The sequence below is a fragment of the Dyadobacter endophyticus genome (genome assembly GCF_014641595.1).
Lineage (GTDB): Bacteria > Bacteroidota > Bacteroidia > Cytophagales > Spirosomataceae > Dyadobacter > Dyadobacter endophyticus.
Genome location: NZ_BMIA01000002.1, coordinates 448,927 through 465,612, shown reverse-complemented (window position 1 = coordinate 465,612; position 16,686 = coordinate 448,927). Strand labels below are relative to the sequence as shown.

Here is a 16,686-nt window from a genome sequence, read left to right as displayed (position 1 = left end):
AACTTTAAACCGAAACACTGAAATTAATGGGAAGCGAGCAGTTTTTGTGGTCGGCGCTTTGGAAAAAGGGCATTGGCTTGTCGGTGGGTGCATTGTGTGTAGCCATGATGTTGGGGGCTCCGGATTCCGACTGGCCGAATTATGGCGGTAACAAGGCAGGTAACCGCTACTCGCCGCTAGACCAGATCAATGTTGGTAACGTTCAGAACTTGCAGGTAGCCTGGATGTACGACGCTTCCGAGAAGCCGGATCCTGCGAACCCCGGCCGCCAGCGCAACCGCGCCATTCAATGTCAGCCGATCGTTGTGAATGGCATTTTGTACGGTACGACGCCGGAGTTGAAACTGTTTGCATTGAAAGCCGGTACCGGTGAGCAGATCTGGAAATTCGAGCCATTGAAGGATGACCGCCTCAATTCCAACAGGGGCGTGGTTTATTGGGAAAATGGGAACGATAAATGTATACTCTATACGGTCGGATCGAGCCTGTACGCGGTGAATGCGGTTACGGGCGAGATTGTCAAGCGTTTCGGAAAAGAAGGCAGAACGGATATTCATGCCGGTTTGCAAACGGGCCTGGACCACGATGTGAGCAAACTCTCGGTGAATGCGACAAGCCCGGGGATTGTTTTTAAAAATACATTGATCCTTGGCTCGGCGGTTTCCGAATCCGGCGACGCTGCGCCGGGGCACGTTCGTGCATTTGACGTGGTAACGGGGAAATTGAAATGGGTTTTTCATACAATACCTCAGCCCGGTGAATATGGCTACGAGACCTGGCCCAGGGACGCTTACAAAAAGATCGGCGCTACCAACAATTGGAGCGGCATGAGCCTCGATGAAAAGCGGGGTGTGGTGTATTTTGGTACAGGATCCCCGGCCTCCGACTTCTACGGCGGCGCCCGCAAGGGCAGCAACCTGTTTGCCAACTGTATTATGGCCCTCGATGCGGAAACCGGCAAACGGAAATGGCATTACCAAACCATCCACCACGACCTTTGGGACCGCGACCACCCAAGCCCGCCGAATTTGACCACTATCTCGCACAATGGCAAAAAGGTAGATGTGGTAGTTCAAAGCACGAAAGACGGCCTCGTTTACGTGCTCGACCGCGATAAGGGCATCTCCATTTTTCCTGTGGAAGAGCGCAAAGTACCGGTTAATGGCCTCCCCGGTGAGCATCCTTACCAGACGCAAAAATTTCCGTTAAAACCCGCGCCGCTTTCCCGGCAGGTGTTTACCGAAGCGGATATTACAGATATTTCCCCGGAGGCGCATGCCTACGTGAAGGAGCGTTATTCCAAAATCAAAACAGACCACAAATTCGCTCCCCCCAGCACGACGGGCACATTGCTGTTCGGTTACAGTGGCGGTGCCGAATGGGGCGGTAATGCGGTCGATCCCGACGGCGTTTTTTACCAGAATGTAAATGAAGAGCCCTGGGAACTGATTATGGTGGATGCGGCACAAAAGAAATCGGAGGCGCCACGCACATTGGGTAACTCGCTGTATCTGGCAAACTGCGCCGCCTGTCATGGTCAGGACCGGAAAGGCAGCGGACCGGAACTGCCTGCATTGGCAGATATTGGTAAAAAACTAAGTCCCGCGCAGATCAAAGGCGTTCTCAAAACCGGTAGCGGCCGAATGCCGTCGTTCGGGCATTTGTCGGACAAGGAGCACGATGCATTGATTGACTTTCTTTTGAACCGTGAAAAAGCAAGTTCACTGCCCTTGAAAACGGCTAACGCGACTAATAGGCCCGCTAATAAGGACGGCTTCCCGTACATGCCCGCCTATGTGAGCAAAACCTGGCAGCGCTTCACCGATCAGGACGGTTATCCCGGTGTAAAACCACCATGGGGCACATTGAATGCAATCGATTTGAATACCGGAGAATACCTCTGGCGCGTGCCGCTCGGCGAATACCCGGAGCTGAGTAAAAAAGGCATCCCGATCACTGGCACCGATAGCTACGGTGGCCCGCTTGTAACGGCCGGCGGATTAGTATTCATAGCCGGTACCAAAGACGAGAAAATCCGCGCATTCGATAAGAAAACGGGTAAAACCGTCTGGGAATACCAGCTGCCAGCCGGAGGGTTCGCAACGCCGATCAGCTACCAGATCGACGGGAAGCAATACATTGTGATCGCAGCCGGTGGTGGCCGCGGACAGAGGATCGGCGGGAATTACATCGCTTTTGCATTGAAATAACACTAAACCTGTACAGCATGAACAAGAAAGAAAACTCCACCGAAACCAGCCGCCGAAACGCGATGAGAATGCTCGCGACAGGTTCTGCGGCCGGTCTGCTATCGCTTTTCGACAGCCCCAGAGCCCGCGCCGAGCGCTACGTAACGCCGCAATATGCCAAAGGCGCGGCGCCTGTGACGATCAAAAAAGTGCGAGCCATCACTACCGCGCCGGGCGGCTCCAACCTCGTGATTGTGAAAGTTGAAACCTCCGAACCAGGACTTTACGGCCTCGGTTGCGCCACGTTCACACAACGCGCGAAGGTGGTGGTACCGGCGGTGGATATTTACCTGGATGAGTTTTGTGTGGGAAAGGACGTCGATAATATCGAGGATATGTGGCAGTCGGCCTATGTGAGTTCATACTGGCGCAACGACGCCGTGCTGAACAATGCATTATCGGGCCTGGATCAAGCTCTTTGGGATATTAAAGGGAAACGCGCCAATGTGCCTGTACATCAGTTGCTTGGCGGGAAGGCGCGCATTGCGGTGGATACTTACACACACGCGAGCGGGCCTACGCCAGAGGCCATCGCCGATAAAGTACAGCAATATATGTCCGAAGGTTTCCGTCACATCCGCATCCAGCAGGGCGGTTACGGAGGGGTAGGGGCCATGGAAGAGATCAAGCCCGATTTTAAAGCTGCGGGTTTCGGCCGGGCTACTGACGATTTCAGCGACCAGCGCACCTACCTGAAACGCGTTCCGAAAATGTTCGAAATGGTGCGTAAAAGATGCGGCGAGGACATTGAGCTGCTGCACGATATGCACGAGCTCGTGGAGCCTATGGATGCCATCAATATGATCAAAGGTTTGGAAGAATATCGCCCGTATTTCATCGAAGATCCGTTTTCTCCCGAGAATATGGGTTGGTTCAAACAGCTGCGCCAGAGTACGACCGTGCCGATCGCGATGGGAGAGCTTTTTAACAATATCAACGAGTTCCGCGACCCGATGGCAAACCAGCTGTTCGACTACATCCGCTGCCATATTTCGCAGATCGGCGGTATTACGCCTGCCATAAAAGTGGCGCGACTCGGCGAATGGTTCAATGTGAAGACTGCATGGCATGGGCCGGGCGACACTTCGCCGGTAGGGCATTCGGCCAACAACAATATTGATATCGCCGTGTGGAACTTCGGTATCCAGGAATCCCAGCGGTTCAGCGAGAAGGTCCAGGAAGTTTTCCCGGGTTGCCCGACCATCAAGAACGGTTACTATTATGTGAACGAAACCCCAGGCCTCGGCATTGACATTAACGAAAAGGAAGCCGCCAAATATCCGATCGGAACCAAGTCGCGGTGGACGGTACGGAAGAGCGACGGAACGCTTTTAAAACCCTGATAATCAGTATTTGAAATGTTAATGACCTATTTTTTATTGAAATTGTTTAAAAAAATGACCAAAAACGGGACTTGTTAATGCTTTGTTAAGCTTTTTTTAAGGGTGGGATTTTAGGTTTGCCGGACTTATCGATCCATTTTCCGGCACCATTTCCTATGAATGATTCAGACTTGTGGAGAAGTTTCCGAAGCGGGGATGAAACGGCCTTTTCAATGCTTTACAAATCCCATATCGACGTCCTTTACCGGTATGGCCATAAATTGACTGCCGATACGCAGTTGGTCGAAGACTCGATCCAGGACATATTCATCGAGCTTTGGAACAGCCGCAAAAGGCTTTCAAACACCGATAGCATCAAATATTACCTTTTCCGGGTGTTGCGCCGCAAGATCACGCAGCACCCGCTAAACCGAAACGTAGCCGGTGCCGGGGCGGAGATTTCCGCTTTCGAGCACCGGTTTTTTTCCGTTTCGACAGAAAGTGAACTCATCGATACCGAGAGCAAACAGGGCCGCTCGCGCGCACTTGGCCGTGCGCTCACGCAACTGCCTCCACGCCAGCAGGAGGTGGTGAATCTTCGCTACTATCACGAGTTCAACCACCAGCAGATCGCCGAGATCATGAATATCTCGCTGCAATCGGTGCATAATACGCTGCAAAAGTCTATGAAGGGGCTCCGCGAGTTGCTATCGGGCTATTCTGAAATCATTTTAACTGCATTGATTCTCCTGATTTTTCACTAACCCCTGCCCGCTCGTTTCCGTCGTTTAAAAACGACGGTCATAGATATATTTTCGTCATTTTTAAATGGCGGGAGGGCGCATCGGATTTTTTTAAAATAATTCTCTTTTTCCGGGGGTAATCTACCGACCTTTTCTCCATTTGTTTTTGAAGGATGAAAAACCAGATTTTTCCATGAATTATTTGTCATTTGAGCCGGAGGATTTTGCGACCGATGCATTTTTTTGCAGCTGGGTGCTTCATCCTACTCCCGAAACGGAACGCTTCTGGCTCGACTGGCTGCGCAACAATCCTTCTAAGGCCCGCGACATTGAACTGGCACGGCAAATGGTGTTGCTCGCTTCGTCCGATGAAGGCACGGCTCCAAGCTCTGAAACCGTCGACCGGATCTGGCAGGGAATCGAGGAAGGTAAAAGCGGGGAAGTTATCGTTTTCAGAAACCGGATGATATGGTTGAAAGCCGCGGCCGCGGTGGTACTGCTGCTGGTCGCATTTGGAGGCTATTTCTACCGGACGGGTCAGAAGCATACCTACCACACGGCGTTCGGCGAATCGCGGCGGGTGCTGCTGCCCGACGGGACCCTGGTGACGCTCAATGCAAATTCGAGTTTGCGCGTTGCTGACCGATGGGGCAGGCGCACCGAGCGTGAGGTTTGGCTGGAAGGGGAGGCCTTTTTTAGTGTAAGCAAATTGAAAAAAGGGGGTCAGGCGGTCAAATTCACAGTTCATACCCGCGACTTGAATGTGGAAGTGCGTGGGACGGAGTTCAATGTCAATACCCGGCAGTACCAGACGCAGGTAGTACTGAGCGAAGGCCTGGTGCATTTGCGGCTCAATGACCCTTCGGAAAAGGAAATTCGGATGAAACCCGGTGACCTGGTCGATTTTTCGCGGAGTAAACAGCGGTTGCACATCCGTCACCTGCCCGACGCGAGCCCGATGTATTCCTGGAAGAACAACCGCTGGACTTTGAACGACGCGTCGCTGGCGGAAATAGCCGTGCTGATCCAGGAAACGTATGGAGTGACCGTTAGTATTGAAAATGATTCTTTGAAAAGCCAAACGGTGAACGGAATCGTCCCGACCGATAATATGGACGATCTTCTGAGTGCGCTTGAAAGCATTCTTCCCATTACCATTTCACAACACGAGCACCGGGTGACGATCCGGGGCCGCCCTAACTAGCAGCTAAAATTTTTATCGAAACCTTCAACCAATGCACATGAAAAAGATCAACTTACTCATGATGGGATTGCTATGTGTTGGCGGTTCTGTGGCCAATGCCCAGACGTTCGCCCGCGGGCAGGTCCCGCAACCCCAACGCAGCGAGCAGCCGTCCTATCGAACCCTCGACCAGGTTCTGCACGACCTCGAAAAGCGGCATTCCGTATATTTTATGTATCACAATGACAAGATCAAGTCGTTGCAGGTGCAGTATCAGGGGCGGAATGGCGAAAGCATCGAGGAAACCCTCGACCGCATCCTGAAAACCAATGGTTTGGAATATAAAAAACATGGCAAGATCTACGCCATTTTCCCGAAAGACGCCGACGCAAATTCGGTGCGCGAGTTGAAACAAAGCCTGCGGCACACCCAGCTGCCACCGGCCAGTAGCGTGCCGGCCGGCGCGGAATCATCGTTGGACAACCAGCCGGGCGCCAGCACGATCAGCCCGGAAAATGCTCCGAAGGTGATCAACATTCGAGGCAAGGTGACCGACGAAAAGAACGACGCATTACCTGGTGTGAGCATTGTGCTCAAAGGAACCCAACGCGGTACTACCACGAATGCGGAAGGCCGGTATGAGCTGGAAATCCCCGATGAGTCGGCGTCCGGCGCGGTGCTGGTATACAGTTTTGTGGGGTATGCGAGCCAGGAGGTGGTCGTAGGCGGGCGCACGAGCATTGATGTGGGGATGCAGGTAAGTGAGCGCGGGCTGGACGAGATCGTCGTCGTAGGGTATGGCGAACAGCGTAAAAGCGACGTTACCGGGGCATCGAGCAGCGTTTCGGCAAAAGAAATTGCAAAGCGCCCGCTGGTGCGCGTGGAGCAGGCATTGCAAGGTACCACTTCGGGCGTGACGGTTTCCAGTTCGAGCGGGCAGCCGGGCAGGGGGTTGAATGTCCGCATCCGCGGGGCCAATTCGATTACCGGTTCCAACGAGCCATTATACGTAATCGATGGGTTTGTGGGCGGTAATATCGAATCCATCAACCCGAACGATATCGAGTCGCTGGAAATTCTCAAAGATGCTTCGTCGGCTGCTATTTATGGTTCGAGGGGATCGAACGGCGTGGTTTTGATCACGACTAAAACGGGCAAAGAAGGTAAGGCACGCGTCAATTTCAGCACGTGGTTCAGCAAGGCGAGCATTCCCAGGAAGTTGGATTTGATGAATGCCTATGACTTTGCAAGAACCGTGAATGCGCAGTTTGCATCAACCGGCAATGCGGCTGCATTTTCGGATCAGCGTTTGGCGGAGCTGAAGGCGAATGGCGGTACCGACTGGCAGGACGAGCTGCACCAGGAACCGTGGATCCAGAATTACCAGCTCGATGTGTCGGGCGGTTCTTCCAATGTCCGCTATTTGTTTTCGGCCAATTATCTCGATCAGCCGGGTTTGATTTTAAACCAATATTATAAAAGGACGACGCTGCGCGCGAATATCGATGCGAAGCTGAACGACAAAATCGATTTGAAATTCAACGTGGCGGCAATGCTGCCAAAGAGCCGTAACAATGGCTATTCGGGTGACCTGGTCGATCCGTTCACCCAGGCCACTGAATGGGACCCGACCTCGCCCGTGCGCGATCCGGCTACCGGGCAGTTCATTTACACGGCACCTTATGGTTCTATTCAATACAATCCTATTTCAAGAGCTACCAACCAGCAGTTTGATAACCGCCAGGCGAATGTTACCGGAACGGCTATTCTGACTTACCGCATTCTGAAAGGACTTTCGTTTACGACCATTAATACCTACGAGATACGCACGGGCTTCACACAAAACCTGTTTGGGCCGGGTACCAGCAATGGGGTTTTGTACGCGGAAGGCAATGCGTCACGCGGTGGTTTTTTCCAAAATAGCAATTTTTTGACCTACAAAAATACTTTCGGCGACCACTCGGTTACGGTTACGGCCTTGTACGAGCAGCAGAATGGCAATAACACATCGCTGAATGCGCGTGCCAACAACCTGTCGTCCTATGCGTTGGGATATTATAACCTGAGCCTCGGCGCTACCCAGCAGACCAGTTCGGGCTATTCGCAGGATGCGTTGCAGTCGTACATGGGGCGGGTAAATTATTCTTATAAAGAGAAATACCTGCTTACTGCCGCGGTCCGTACAGACGGTTCCTCCCATTTGACCCAGAAATACAGCACTTTTCCTTCGCTGGCATTGGGTTGGAATGTGGCCAACGAGAATTTCATGAAGGATTCCCGCGTGTTTTCCGACCTGAAAGTGCGTGCGAGCTACGGGCAAACCGGCAACCAGGCCGTGGGAGCTTACGCTACTATTGCGCAGATCTCCACGGGCGGTCCGCAACCAGCTTATTACTACGATGGCTCCACGCCGAGCGTAGCTACGCCACTGGGCGCGCCGGTTTCCAAAAACCTCAAATGGGAGCGTACCGAGCAGTTTGACGTCGGTTTGGATGCCTCCTTTCTGCGCGGCCGGTTGACATTCACAGCCGATGCCTACAAAAAGAACATTTCCGACCTGCTTTATAATTACCAGGCGCCATTTTACATGGGCGGCGGCGACTACCTGCGCAATATCGGTAGCGTGGAGAACCGCGGGATCGAGTTCTCGGTGGGCGGAACGCCGGTTAGTTCGGGTAAACTACGCTGGACGACCAATTTCAACATTTCATTCAACCGTAACAAGGTGACCGACCTGGGCGGCCTGGATAATGTGATCGTGAACGGGATTGGTTCGGCCGGTAACAGCGCGTCGATCCTGCGCGTAGGAAGGCCTTTGGGCGAGTTTTACGGTTATCAATTCCTCGGAACCTGGAAAACCAATGAAGCCGAAGAAGCGACCAAATTCGGTATGAAACCCGGCGACGCCAAATACACCGACGTGAACGGCGACCACGCCTACACCGCTGCCGACCGTATGCCGATCGGAAACGGAACGCCGAAATATTCCTTCGGTTTTATCAACGATGTGAGCTATGGTGATTTCACATTAAGCTTTATGTTCCAGGGCACGCACGGGAATCAGATCTACTCGCAAACCCTCGCTTACCTTTGGGGCGGGCTGGGTGACCAGCGTAATGCCACCACGCAGGATGCGCTCAACATCTGGACACCGCAAAATGAAACGGACAATCCGGCATTCAGCAACACCAGCAAGAACTTTAACAACAGCAGCCGGTATGTTTACAATGCGAGCTATATCAAGCTGAAAAACGTGTCGCTGACGTACAAATTGCCGGCCGTGGTTTTGAATAAAATCAAAACCCGCAACGTGGAAGTGTACCTGAGCAGCCAGAACCTGTTTATGATTACCAAGTACCCGGGCTACGATCCGGAGGTTTCGAATGGTTTCAATGCTATTACACAGGGGTTGGAAATGGGTGTGATCCCCAACGCGAAGACTTACACGGTGGGTCTGCGGCTAGGCTTGTAATGGTTTCACGACATTAAAAAGAGCATTATGAAAATCAAATATTCAATACTATCTATTCTGATGGCCGCGGCGGTATTCCCGGGTTGCCAGAACCTGACAGAGGACCCCAAGGCGAACCTGACGCCCGGCACGTATTTCAAAACGCAATCGGACCTGGATGGCGCCGTGTCGGCAATTTATATTCAGTTTGCCCGCGACGGTGCCTGGGGCTTCACCAACCGGAGCACGTCCTATTTCGGTTCCGATGACTTTACGACCGATCCGGGTTTGAATAAAGAAGATTTCCGCCTGTTCGACCGGCTCAGCGGCGGCAGCGGCAACGGGAGCATGGTAGCGCAATGGCAGGGGCCGTGGCAGGGGATTTACCAGGCGAACAATGTGATTGCGAATTATACCAAAGTAAATTCGACGGAAGAGCAGAAAAACCAATCGGCCGGGCAGGCCTATTTCCTGCGTGCATTGGGCTACTATTACCTCGTGCGCACATTCGGTCCCGTGCCGGTGATCCTCACGCCGATCGATGTCGACGATCGTCCCGACCGCGATCCGATCGAGAAGGTGTACGAGGCCATTATCGCCGATTTGCAGAAAGCAAAAGAATTGTTGCCTGTCAAATTCGACAACGCGCCGGGAAAGGCGGATCAAATGGCTGCCCGCTCGCTATTGGCCGACGTGTATCTTACGATGACGGGCTGGCCATTGAACCAGGCCAGTAACTATGCCCAGGCGGCATCCGAAGCCGATGCGGTGATCAAATCGGGACAGTTCAATCTGAATACGCCTTATGCACAGGTATTTACCACCAACAATGGCCCTGAATCGATTTTTGGACTGCAATACAATGTCAATGGCGGCCTGCCGCTACGCAGCGCGGGCTCTTCAAGCGTACCTCTGGACGAAGTGGCGACGAACGGCTCGAGTGGCTGGGATGATTATTATCCCGAAATCAATTTTTACAAGAAGGCCCCGAAATGCAAACGTACCGATGACACCTTCTACACTACTTTGAAACTCCGCCAGCCCGACGGCAAGACGTTCAAACTGGTGTCCTGGGATTCGCCCGAAACACATGCGCGCCATCCCTATTACAAGAAATTCCGCGCCGGCTTGAACGGCGACGGGGTTTCGGAAACGGAGACGACGATTAATTCGATCAACCCGAGTACCAACAAGGTGTACGACATTATTCGTTACCCGCTTGTATTGCTGGCTTATGCCGAAGCATCGGCCATGTCAGGAGGCGGGCCAACCGCTGCCAGTTATGCAGCTATCAACGAGGTACGGAAGCGTGCCGGATTGCCCAACCTCACGCCCGGGCTCTCGGCGAATGCTTTCCGCGATTCGGTCGTGTACGAGCGTGCATATGAGTTTGCGGGAGAATTCGGGGTTCGCTGGTTCGATATCGTCCGTTTGCAACTTCTGCCGAAGATCGTAGCCGAGCGCAGCGCCGAAGAAAACCCGATTCCGGCCAATACCAATTTTGCACAAAAATACCTCGCGCCAATACCCGTCAACGAGATGGCCCGGAACCCGAAATGGAAGCAGAATGAGGGGTACTAACCCGAGGCTTCAGCCTCGGGCGCCGCACGCCTGGCTCCCTGGCACTGGCCACAGCGTAGTCGCCAGATGCGACGCCTGACTGTGGCTAAAGCCGGTGCGAGGCAGATGTGGTAACCCAAGGCTTAAGCCTTGGGTTGAGTGAGCTAGTGAGATGTATGGCTAGCCCCAACCCGAGGCTTCAGCCTCGGGGCCAGTGCCTGTGCTCCCTGGCACTGGCCATAGCGTAGTCGCCAGATGCGACGCCAGACTGTGGCTAAAGCCGGTGCGAGGCAGATGTGATAACCCAAGGCTTAAGCCTTGGGTTGAGTGAGCTAGTGAGATGTATGGCTGGCTCCAACCCGGGGCTTCAGCCAGGGGTCGAGTGCCTGTGCTCCCCGGCACTGGCCATAGCGTAGTCGCCAGATGCGACGCCAGACTGTGGCTAAAGCCGGTGCGAGGCAGATGCGGTAACCCAAGGCTTAAGCCTTGGGTTGAGTGAGCTAGTGAGATGTATGGCTGGCTCCAACCCGGGGCTTCAGCCAGGGGTCGAGTGCCTGTGCCCCCCGGGCACTGGCCACAGCGTAGTCGCCAGATGCGACGCCAGACTGTGGCTAAAGCCGGTGCGAGGCAGATGTGATAACCCAAGGCTTAAGCCTTGGGTTGAGTGAGCTAGTGAGATGTATGGCTGGCTCCAACCCGGGGCTTCAGCCAGGGGTCGAGTGCCTGTGCCCCCCGGGCACTGGCCACAGCGTAGTCGCCAGATGCGACGCCAGACTGTGGCTAAAGCCGGTGCGAGGCAGATGTGATAACCCAAGGCTTAAGCCTTGGGTTTGGGTGAGCTAGTGATATGTATGGCTAGCCCCAACCCGAGGCTTCAGCCTCGGGCCCAGGCGCCGTACGATCCTCCGGCTTTAGCCATAGCAGGGCCGAGAGATAGGATGCCGGATTGTCTAAGGCCGGTACGGACAGACTACGGAGTCCCAAGGCGAAGCCTTGGGTTGTGTGTGTGACCTTATGAGAGATATGCAGGTATATGTACCGTCGGCGGTAACCGAGAGCAGGAAGCGAGTTTGGCTGTTCCGACTGATCAGCATGGCATTGCCATTATTGTCGATGTTACTGCTTGAATGCGGCCTGCGGCTGTTTCATTATGGTTACGACCTGGACCTTTTCATCGAATACCCTCCGGACAAAAATTACCTGTTCCTAAACCCTGACGCTTCCAAACGGTATTTCATCGACCAGAAGAATGCGACGACCGGTAACGTGGAGCCTTTTCGCAAAGAGAAGGCTCCCGGCACCCGTCGGATTTTCGTTTTGGGAGAATCTACCACGATCGGTTATCCCTATTTTCATAATGGCTCCTTCCACCGCTGGCTGCAATACCGGCTCGCACACACTTTCCCTGACCAGCATTTTGAGATCATCAACATCGCCCTGACCGCCGTGAATTCTTACACCGTGCTGGGCTTCGCGCGCGAAGTGGTCGATTTTCAGCCCGATGCCGTTTTGATCTACACCGGGCATAATGAGTATTACGGCGCAATGGGCGTGGGTTCGACGGAGAAGCTTGGCGGTAGCCCGGCGTTGGTAAATGGTATATTGAGGTTGAGGGCTTTGAAAACCTTGCAGCTGGCCACTGATTTGTATCACAAGGCTTTGGGATCAGTAACTTCCGGCAAAGCTGAAAATGACGGCACGCGCATGCAGCGGATGGTGGCCGAGCAGCAGATTCCTTATCAATCGGAGCTGTACCAACGTGGTTTGGAGCAGTTCAAAGCCAATATAGGTAAGGTGCTGGATATTTTTACGGAGCACAATGTGCCGGTTTTTATCAGTAACCTCGTCAGCAACGAGCGTGATTTGAAACCGTTTGTGAGTTTTTCTGAAAATAATACCCGCTACCCCGAAGATTACGAGGGTAATGCACTTTCGAACTATAACCTTGGGATGCAGGAGTTTGCCCTCGCCCATGCAAATGCCTCACGTAAGTATTTTTCCAAGGCACGGGATCTGGATGGCCTGCGTTTCCGGGCGCCGGGGGAGTTTAATACGATTCTCAGCCAACTGGCTGCCGATCACGCGAATACGCATCTCGTAGACATGCAGGGCGTTTTTGAAGCACATTCGCCGGGAGGAATTATCGGCAATGAGCTTATTCTTGAACATGTCCATCCGAATCTGGAAGGCTATGCATTAATGTCCAATGCGTTTTACGAGGAACTGAAAAAAGCAAAATTTATCCGCCCGGAACCAACAAGGGAAATATCTCTCGCTATGTTAAAAAGGGATATGCCAATTCCAATCATCGATTCACTTGCCGGCGCGTATAAAGTCGCGAACCTGAAAAGAAGCTGGCCTTTCAATGCGGCGCTGGCCCAGGATTCGGTGAAAACGGAGACCTTCGAAGAACGCGTCGCATTTGACCTGGCTTACCGGCGTATTTCGTGGGAAAATGCGATGGATCAGGCTTATAGCAGTTATATCGAAAGCAAAAGCTATCTCGAAGCCCGGGAGATTGTGGAGGCACTCATTTTGGAAAAGCCCTTCGACAATGCGTTGTATTCCAAATCGGCCATGCTCAGCGGCCAACTCGGCGATGAGCGACGTGCTTTGTTCAGTTTTCAAAAGGCATTCGGTATCGCACCGTCATTTGAAACTGCACGGTACTTATTTGTGCTGTTTTTAAAAATGGATGAGCCTGAAAAGGCTATTCCATACCTCGACTATGCGATTCAGAACAATGCGTCCGGCTTCAATCTAACACCTATGCGTGCGCTGGTGCAGGAAGTAGTAGCGCTCCGGGCTCGTTTGCCGGCCGATTCGTCGGATGTTTCGGTGTTGAACCGCATTGCTTCGACCTATTACCGGATGGACAATCGGGATGGGGCGTTGCGGTATGCGAGGAAGGTGCTGAGGCTGAACGCGCGTAATGAGGCTGCGCTGCAATTGTTAAGCGTGCTTGGGCAGCCTCAGTGAGGTAATGCCTAGATACAAGAAGTGTAGCGTGCAATATGACAATGCTTGCCAATACCATCAGCTCAGTTAAACCTCTGCTTGGTAAAATTCAGTTGACGAATTTCAGGTATTCCCAAAAAAATTTCGAGCAGATCTTACATTTGGCCGGCGAATAGAGTTAACGCTCAATCACCCGCATCACCTCCTCCCGATAACTCCGTCCGATTGGAATATGGTAACTCCCCCAGATAATCCGGTTCCGCTCAATGCGAAGGATTTTATCAATGGCCACGATAAACGACTTATGCACACGCAAGAAACGGGCAGGCGGGAAGATATCCAACATGGCCTTCACAGAGCCTTTGATGACGACTTTGCCGGCGGCAGTGTGGATGATGGCATAGTCTTTCAGGCCCTGGATGTGCGAAATATCGTCAAAGGCGAGGCGCACGCGCTGGACGCCGCTTTTGACAAATATGAAGTCGGGCTTTTCTTCTGATAGATTCTGTTCGAGATTAGCGTTCTGTTCCTTGAGTTGCAGGAAGTCGCGTACTTTTTCGAGCGCGTGCTGGAAACGGGGGTAGGAAATGGGTTTCAGCAGAAAATCAATGACGCCGAGCTCGTAACCTTCAAATGCATAATCGCGATAGGCGGTGGTGAAGACAGTTACAGGTGGTTGTGTGAGTGATTTCAGGAAGTCGATGCCGTTGATTTCCGGCATTTCAATATCGAGAAACAGGACGTCGGGTTCGTGCGCTTGCAGGTAGGCGAGCGCCTCGCGTGCGTTACTGAACTGAGCGGCGCCCGTAATGCCCGATTTTTGCAGGTATTCTTCCAGTATCTCTCTCGCAAGAGGTTCATCGTCGACAATCACGCACTGCAACATACGTCGTTATTTTAGTCCCGCGAAAATTAGTTTGTTACCCGGTTGGAAACCCGGTTGAAAGTATAGCTGAGATAGTCGCCGCCCACCATGAGTTTTTTCGAACCGTCGAGTATAAATAACACATTTTCATCGCCCTTCAACAAATAGATCGACTTTTCGGGTTGGTCGGGGTCGAGCTGGATGACGGTGGCTTCGGGATTTTCGGCGGTACCTTTAACGAGCGTCCATTTGCCCGTCCGTGGTTTGTCACGGAAAAGCGAGCCGTCCCATGCGTAGGTCGTCGGTTTTTGGGTTTGCGGGTCCTGAAAGAATGTAAAGCCCCATTTTAGTTTTTCGCAATTGGCGTGGACGGAAATGTGCATGACCTCCGCCATCGTCTGGCACGGTACGCGCCCGTGAAACACGCCCCACACATTCGCACCTTCTGCAATGGGCTGGCGGGTGGTCGTTTTGGAAGGGATATTAGCCGGTGAAGCCGATTGCGCCACCGCGTTTTGCAGCACAATGAAACAAGCAGTAATGAACAATAGTGTTTTCATGGCTAACAGATGGTTGTTACAGATTAGCGTTCTGTTTGTTGAAAGTGTAACTAAAACCCGCATTGCCGATCATTAAATTTCCTTGTGTGTCCAGTAAATGCAGCATGCGGTCATTCATTTGCAGGAGATTGATGGCACTTTGGGAGGAAGTTGATTGTAACGTGAAAATCTGTTTGCCAGGAGTCTTGCCGGTGTTTTTTGAAATAACCCATTTACCTGAAATCTCCTTGCTGAAACCATCATTCATAAATCCCTGCGTGCCGGGCTTGGTCATGCCGTAGGTGTATTGCAGTTTGAAGTCGTCGCGACCGAGGTTGCGCGGGTCGCGGCGGAGTGTGAGGCGCCATTTGATCATTTCACAATCAACGTTGGCGGAAATGGCAAGCAGGTGCCTCGGTACGGCATCGCAAGGTGTGGCGGCAACAAATATTTCAGGTTCAGGCGATACGAGATCGGGCGCGGTCCACCCTGCAAGGAGTAAAAGCGGAAGCCAGACGGATTTTTTCATGACAAATTCTGATTATGCATTGGCTAAATTAATTTCCATAAAAACACTGAAACGCTCCTGTTGATCATCGATCCGCAGGCTATGGCGCGACGGGTACAGCAATTCCAGGCGCTTCCTGAGGTTGACAAGACCAATACCGCCTTTGCCATCCTTCGCCGTGGCACTCCACGCGGTATTGGATTTGCTATTTTCGATCGTCACTTCCAGCGCCGAAGGCCCCACATGTATCTTCCCATGCAGCCAGCCTTTGTCCGACTTTCGGCTTACGCCGTGTTTGAATGCGTTTTCGAGCAGCGGTAGCAGCAGCAGCGGAGCGATTTCCTTGCCGTCGGGGTTGCCGGCAACTTCCAGCGAAATATCCGGATTGTTGTCGTAACGGATTCTTTCGAGCTCGATATAGTTATTTAGATAGCTGATTTCCTTGTCGAGCGAAACCGTGCTGTCGTCGCTGTCGTAGAGCATGTATTCCATCATCTCGGACAATTTCAGCACCACTTCCGGTGCCAGGTCCGATTTCTTCAAAGTCAGCGCATACAGGTTATTCAGGATGTTGAAGAGAAAATGCGGGTTCACCTGCGAACGGAGGAAATTAACCTCTGCATTGAGCTTCTCGACGACTATCTTTTGCAGGATACGCTGCTGCTCATACCAGTCGATGCTCAGTTTGAGCGCCACCATTAGTGCCAGGTACCAGAGTGTGCTGAAAAAATTGTAAGAAATTGCCTCTATCAGATTGCTGTTCCGCAACGGGCCGATCACGTAGCCATATAAATAATAGTCGAAAAGGCATTGGACGAGCAGATAGCCCAGGATCGATAGCAGGACCAGCCCGAAGTACCGCCCATATCTCTTTCTTAAAAGGTATTTGGGTAAGAAATAATGCAGGTTCAGATAGGCGATGACGATCAGCAGCGCCACCCGGGCAATCACACAGATCGTGAAATAATTGAGACTGGCCTTGTAAATCAGGTAGCGCTTTTCGTAAAGGAAGAACCCCGTGACCAGCAGCCAATAGCAGGCATGCACCAGTGCATATTTGACTGTAACGGTGCGGTTTAAGAGCGGAAACCGCATTTGTCTTTCCAGAAAGGGCGTTTCCATAGGCGCGTTTTGAAATGATGTAGTAAATGAATGGAAAAGATCGCTGCCGATGAAATTATATCGACCAACGCGCGAAAAAGTAGAGGAAAGGCCAGAATCCGTAAATCTCGATTTCTTAACTTTTTATTGATCTAGATTTTCAGGAAGTATGCTTAATTAATTGTAATTTTAGTAGAATACCTTATA

11 protein-coding genes are annotated in these 16,686 nt (G+C 52.3%); 7 read left to right on the top strand and 4 right to left on the bottom strand.

From position 1 onward, the window contains the following. Window positions 1-26: 26 nt before the first annotated feature. From IEY24_RS14090 to IEY24_RS14060, 7 genes are all read left to right on the top strand, one after another. Window positions 27-2,210 (top strand): outer membrane protein assembly factor BamB family protein, encoded by a 2,184-nt coding sequence (locus tag IEY24_RS14090; protein WP_188933079.1) that lies wholly within the window; start codon window positions 27-29, stop codon window positions 2,208-2,210. A 17-nt stretch (window positions 2,211-2,227) separates the two neighbouring features. After that, complete coding sequence (locus IEY24_RS14085) at window positions 2,228-3,592, top strand: enolase C-terminal domain-like protein (protein ID WP_188933076.1); 1,365 nt, start codon at window positions 2,228-2,230, stop codon at window positions 3,590-3,592. A 212-nt stretch (window positions 3,593-3,804) separates the two neighbouring features. Next, the gene (locus IEY24_RS14080; protein ID WP_188933074.1) at window positions 3,805-4,335 is read left to right on the top strand and encodes an RNA polymerase sigma factor; all 531 of its coding nucleotides are present in this window, start codon (window positions 3,805-3,807) and stop codon (window positions 4,333-4,335) included. A gap of 172 nt (window positions 4,336-4,507) precedes the next feature. Then, entirely contained in the window at window positions 4,508-5,518 is a 1,011-nt protein-coding gene (locus IEY24_RS14075; protein ID WP_188933072.1) for a FecR family protein, read from the top strand. A 37-nt stretch (window positions 5,519-5,555) separates the two neighbouring features. Beyond that, a complete protein-coding gene (locus IEY24_RS14070) occupies window positions 5,556-8,969 on the top strand; it encodes a SusC/RagA family TonB-linked outer membrane protein (RefSeq protein ID WP_188933071.1) in 3,414 nt (1,137 codons plus the stop codon). Between the two features lie 27 nt (window positions 8,970-8,996). Continuing rightward, entirely contained in the window at window positions 8,997-10,529 is a 1,533-nt protein-coding gene (locus IEY24_RS14065; protein WP_188933069.1) for a RagB/SusD family nutrient uptake outer membrane protein, read from the top strand. 1,002 nt (window positions 10,530-11,531) lie between these two features. Beyond that, window positions 11,532-13,487 carry an SGNH/GDSL hydrolase family protein gene (locus IEY24_RS14060; protein WP_188933067.1) on the top strand — a complete coding sequence of 652 codons (1,956 nt, stop codon included), beginning with the start codon at window positions 11,532-11,534 and terminating at the stop codon, window positions 13,485-13,487. Between the two features lie 157 nt (window positions 13,488-13,644). On the opposite strand, the gene IEY24_RS14055 is transcribed toward IEY24_RS14060, so the two are convergent. Genes IEY24_RS14055 through IEY24_RS14040 form a run of 4 tightly spaced genes read right to left on the bottom strand, consistent with a single transcriptional unit; the run spans window position 13,645 to window position 16,500 of the window. Further along, window positions 13,645-14,352, bottom strand: coding sequence for a LytR/AlgR family response regulator transcription factor (locus tag IEY24_RS14055; protein WP_188933065.1), 708 nt, complete (start codon window positions 14,350-14,352; stop codon window positions 13,645-13,647). 26 nt (window positions 14,353-14,378) lie between these two features. Beyond that, on the bottom strand, window positions 14,379-14,891 hold the full coding sequence (locus tag IEY24_RS14050; RefSeq protein ID WP_188933063.1) for a copper resistance protein NlpE N-terminal domain-containing protein: 513 nt from the start codon (window positions 14,889-14,891) through the stop codon (window positions 14,379-14,381). A gap of 16 nt (window positions 14,892-14,907) precedes the next feature. Next, window positions 14,908-15,399 (bottom strand): copper resistance protein NlpE N-terminal domain-containing protein, encoded by a 492-nt coding sequence (locus IEY24_RS14045; protein WP_188933062.1) that lies wholly within the window; start codon window positions 15,397-15,399, stop codon window positions 14,908-14,910. Window positions 15,400-15,411: 12 nt separating this feature from the next. Then, window positions 15,412-16,500, bottom strand: coding sequence for a sensor histidine kinase (locus tag IEY24_RS14040; protein ID WP_188933060.1), 1,089 nt, complete (start codon window positions 16,498-16,500; stop codon window positions 15,412-15,414). Window positions 16,501-16,686 lie beyond the last annotated feature (186 nt).

Excerpts from the sequence above, each read along its gene's own strand:
- IEY24_RS14090 (WP_188933079.1), top strand. The coding sequence starts at position 27 with ATGGGAAGCGAGCAGTTTTTGTGGTCGGCGCTTTGGAAAAAGGGCATT.
- IEY24_RS14085 (WP_188933076.1), top strand. The coding sequence starts at position 2,228 with ATGAACAAGAAAGAAAACTCCACCGAAACCAGCCGCCGAAACGCGATG.
- IEY24_RS14080 (WP_188933074.1), top strand. The coding sequence starts at position 3,805 with ATGCTTTACAAATCCCATATCGACGTCCTTTACCGGTATGGCCATAAA.
- IEY24_RS14075 (WP_188933072.1), top strand. The coding sequence starts at position 4,508 with ATGAATTATTTGTCATTTGAGCCGGAGGATTTTGCGACCGATGCATTT.
- IEY24_RS14070 (WP_188933071.1), top strand. The coding sequence starts at position 5,556 with ATGAAAAAGATCAACTTACTCATGATGGGATTGCTATGTGTTGGCGGT.
- IEY24_RS14065 (WP_188933069.1), top strand. The coding sequence starts at position 8,997 with ATGAAAATCAAATATTCAATACTATCTATTCTGATGGCCGCGGCGGTA.
- IEY24_RS14060 (WP_188933067.1), top strand. The coding sequence starts at position 11,532 with ATGCAGGTATATGTACCGTCGGCGGTAACCGAGAGCAGGAAGCGAGTT.
- IEY24_RS14055 (WP_188933065.1), bottom strand. The coding sequence starts at position 14,352 with ATGTTGCAGTGCGTGATTGTCGACGATGAACCTCTTGCGAGAGAGATA.
- IEY24_RS14050 (WP_188933063.1), bottom strand. The coding sequence starts at position 14,891 with ATGAAAACACTATTGTTCATTACTGCTTGTTTCATTGTGCTGCAAAAC.
- IEY24_RS14045 (WP_188933062.1), bottom strand. The coding sequence starts at position 15,399 with ATGAAAAAATCCGTCTGGCTTCCGCTTTTACTCCTTGCAGGGTGGACC.
- IEY24_RS14040 (WP_188933060.1), bottom strand. The coding sequence starts at position 16,500 with ATGGAAACGCCCTTTCTGGAAAGACAAATGCGGTTTCCGCTCTTAAAC.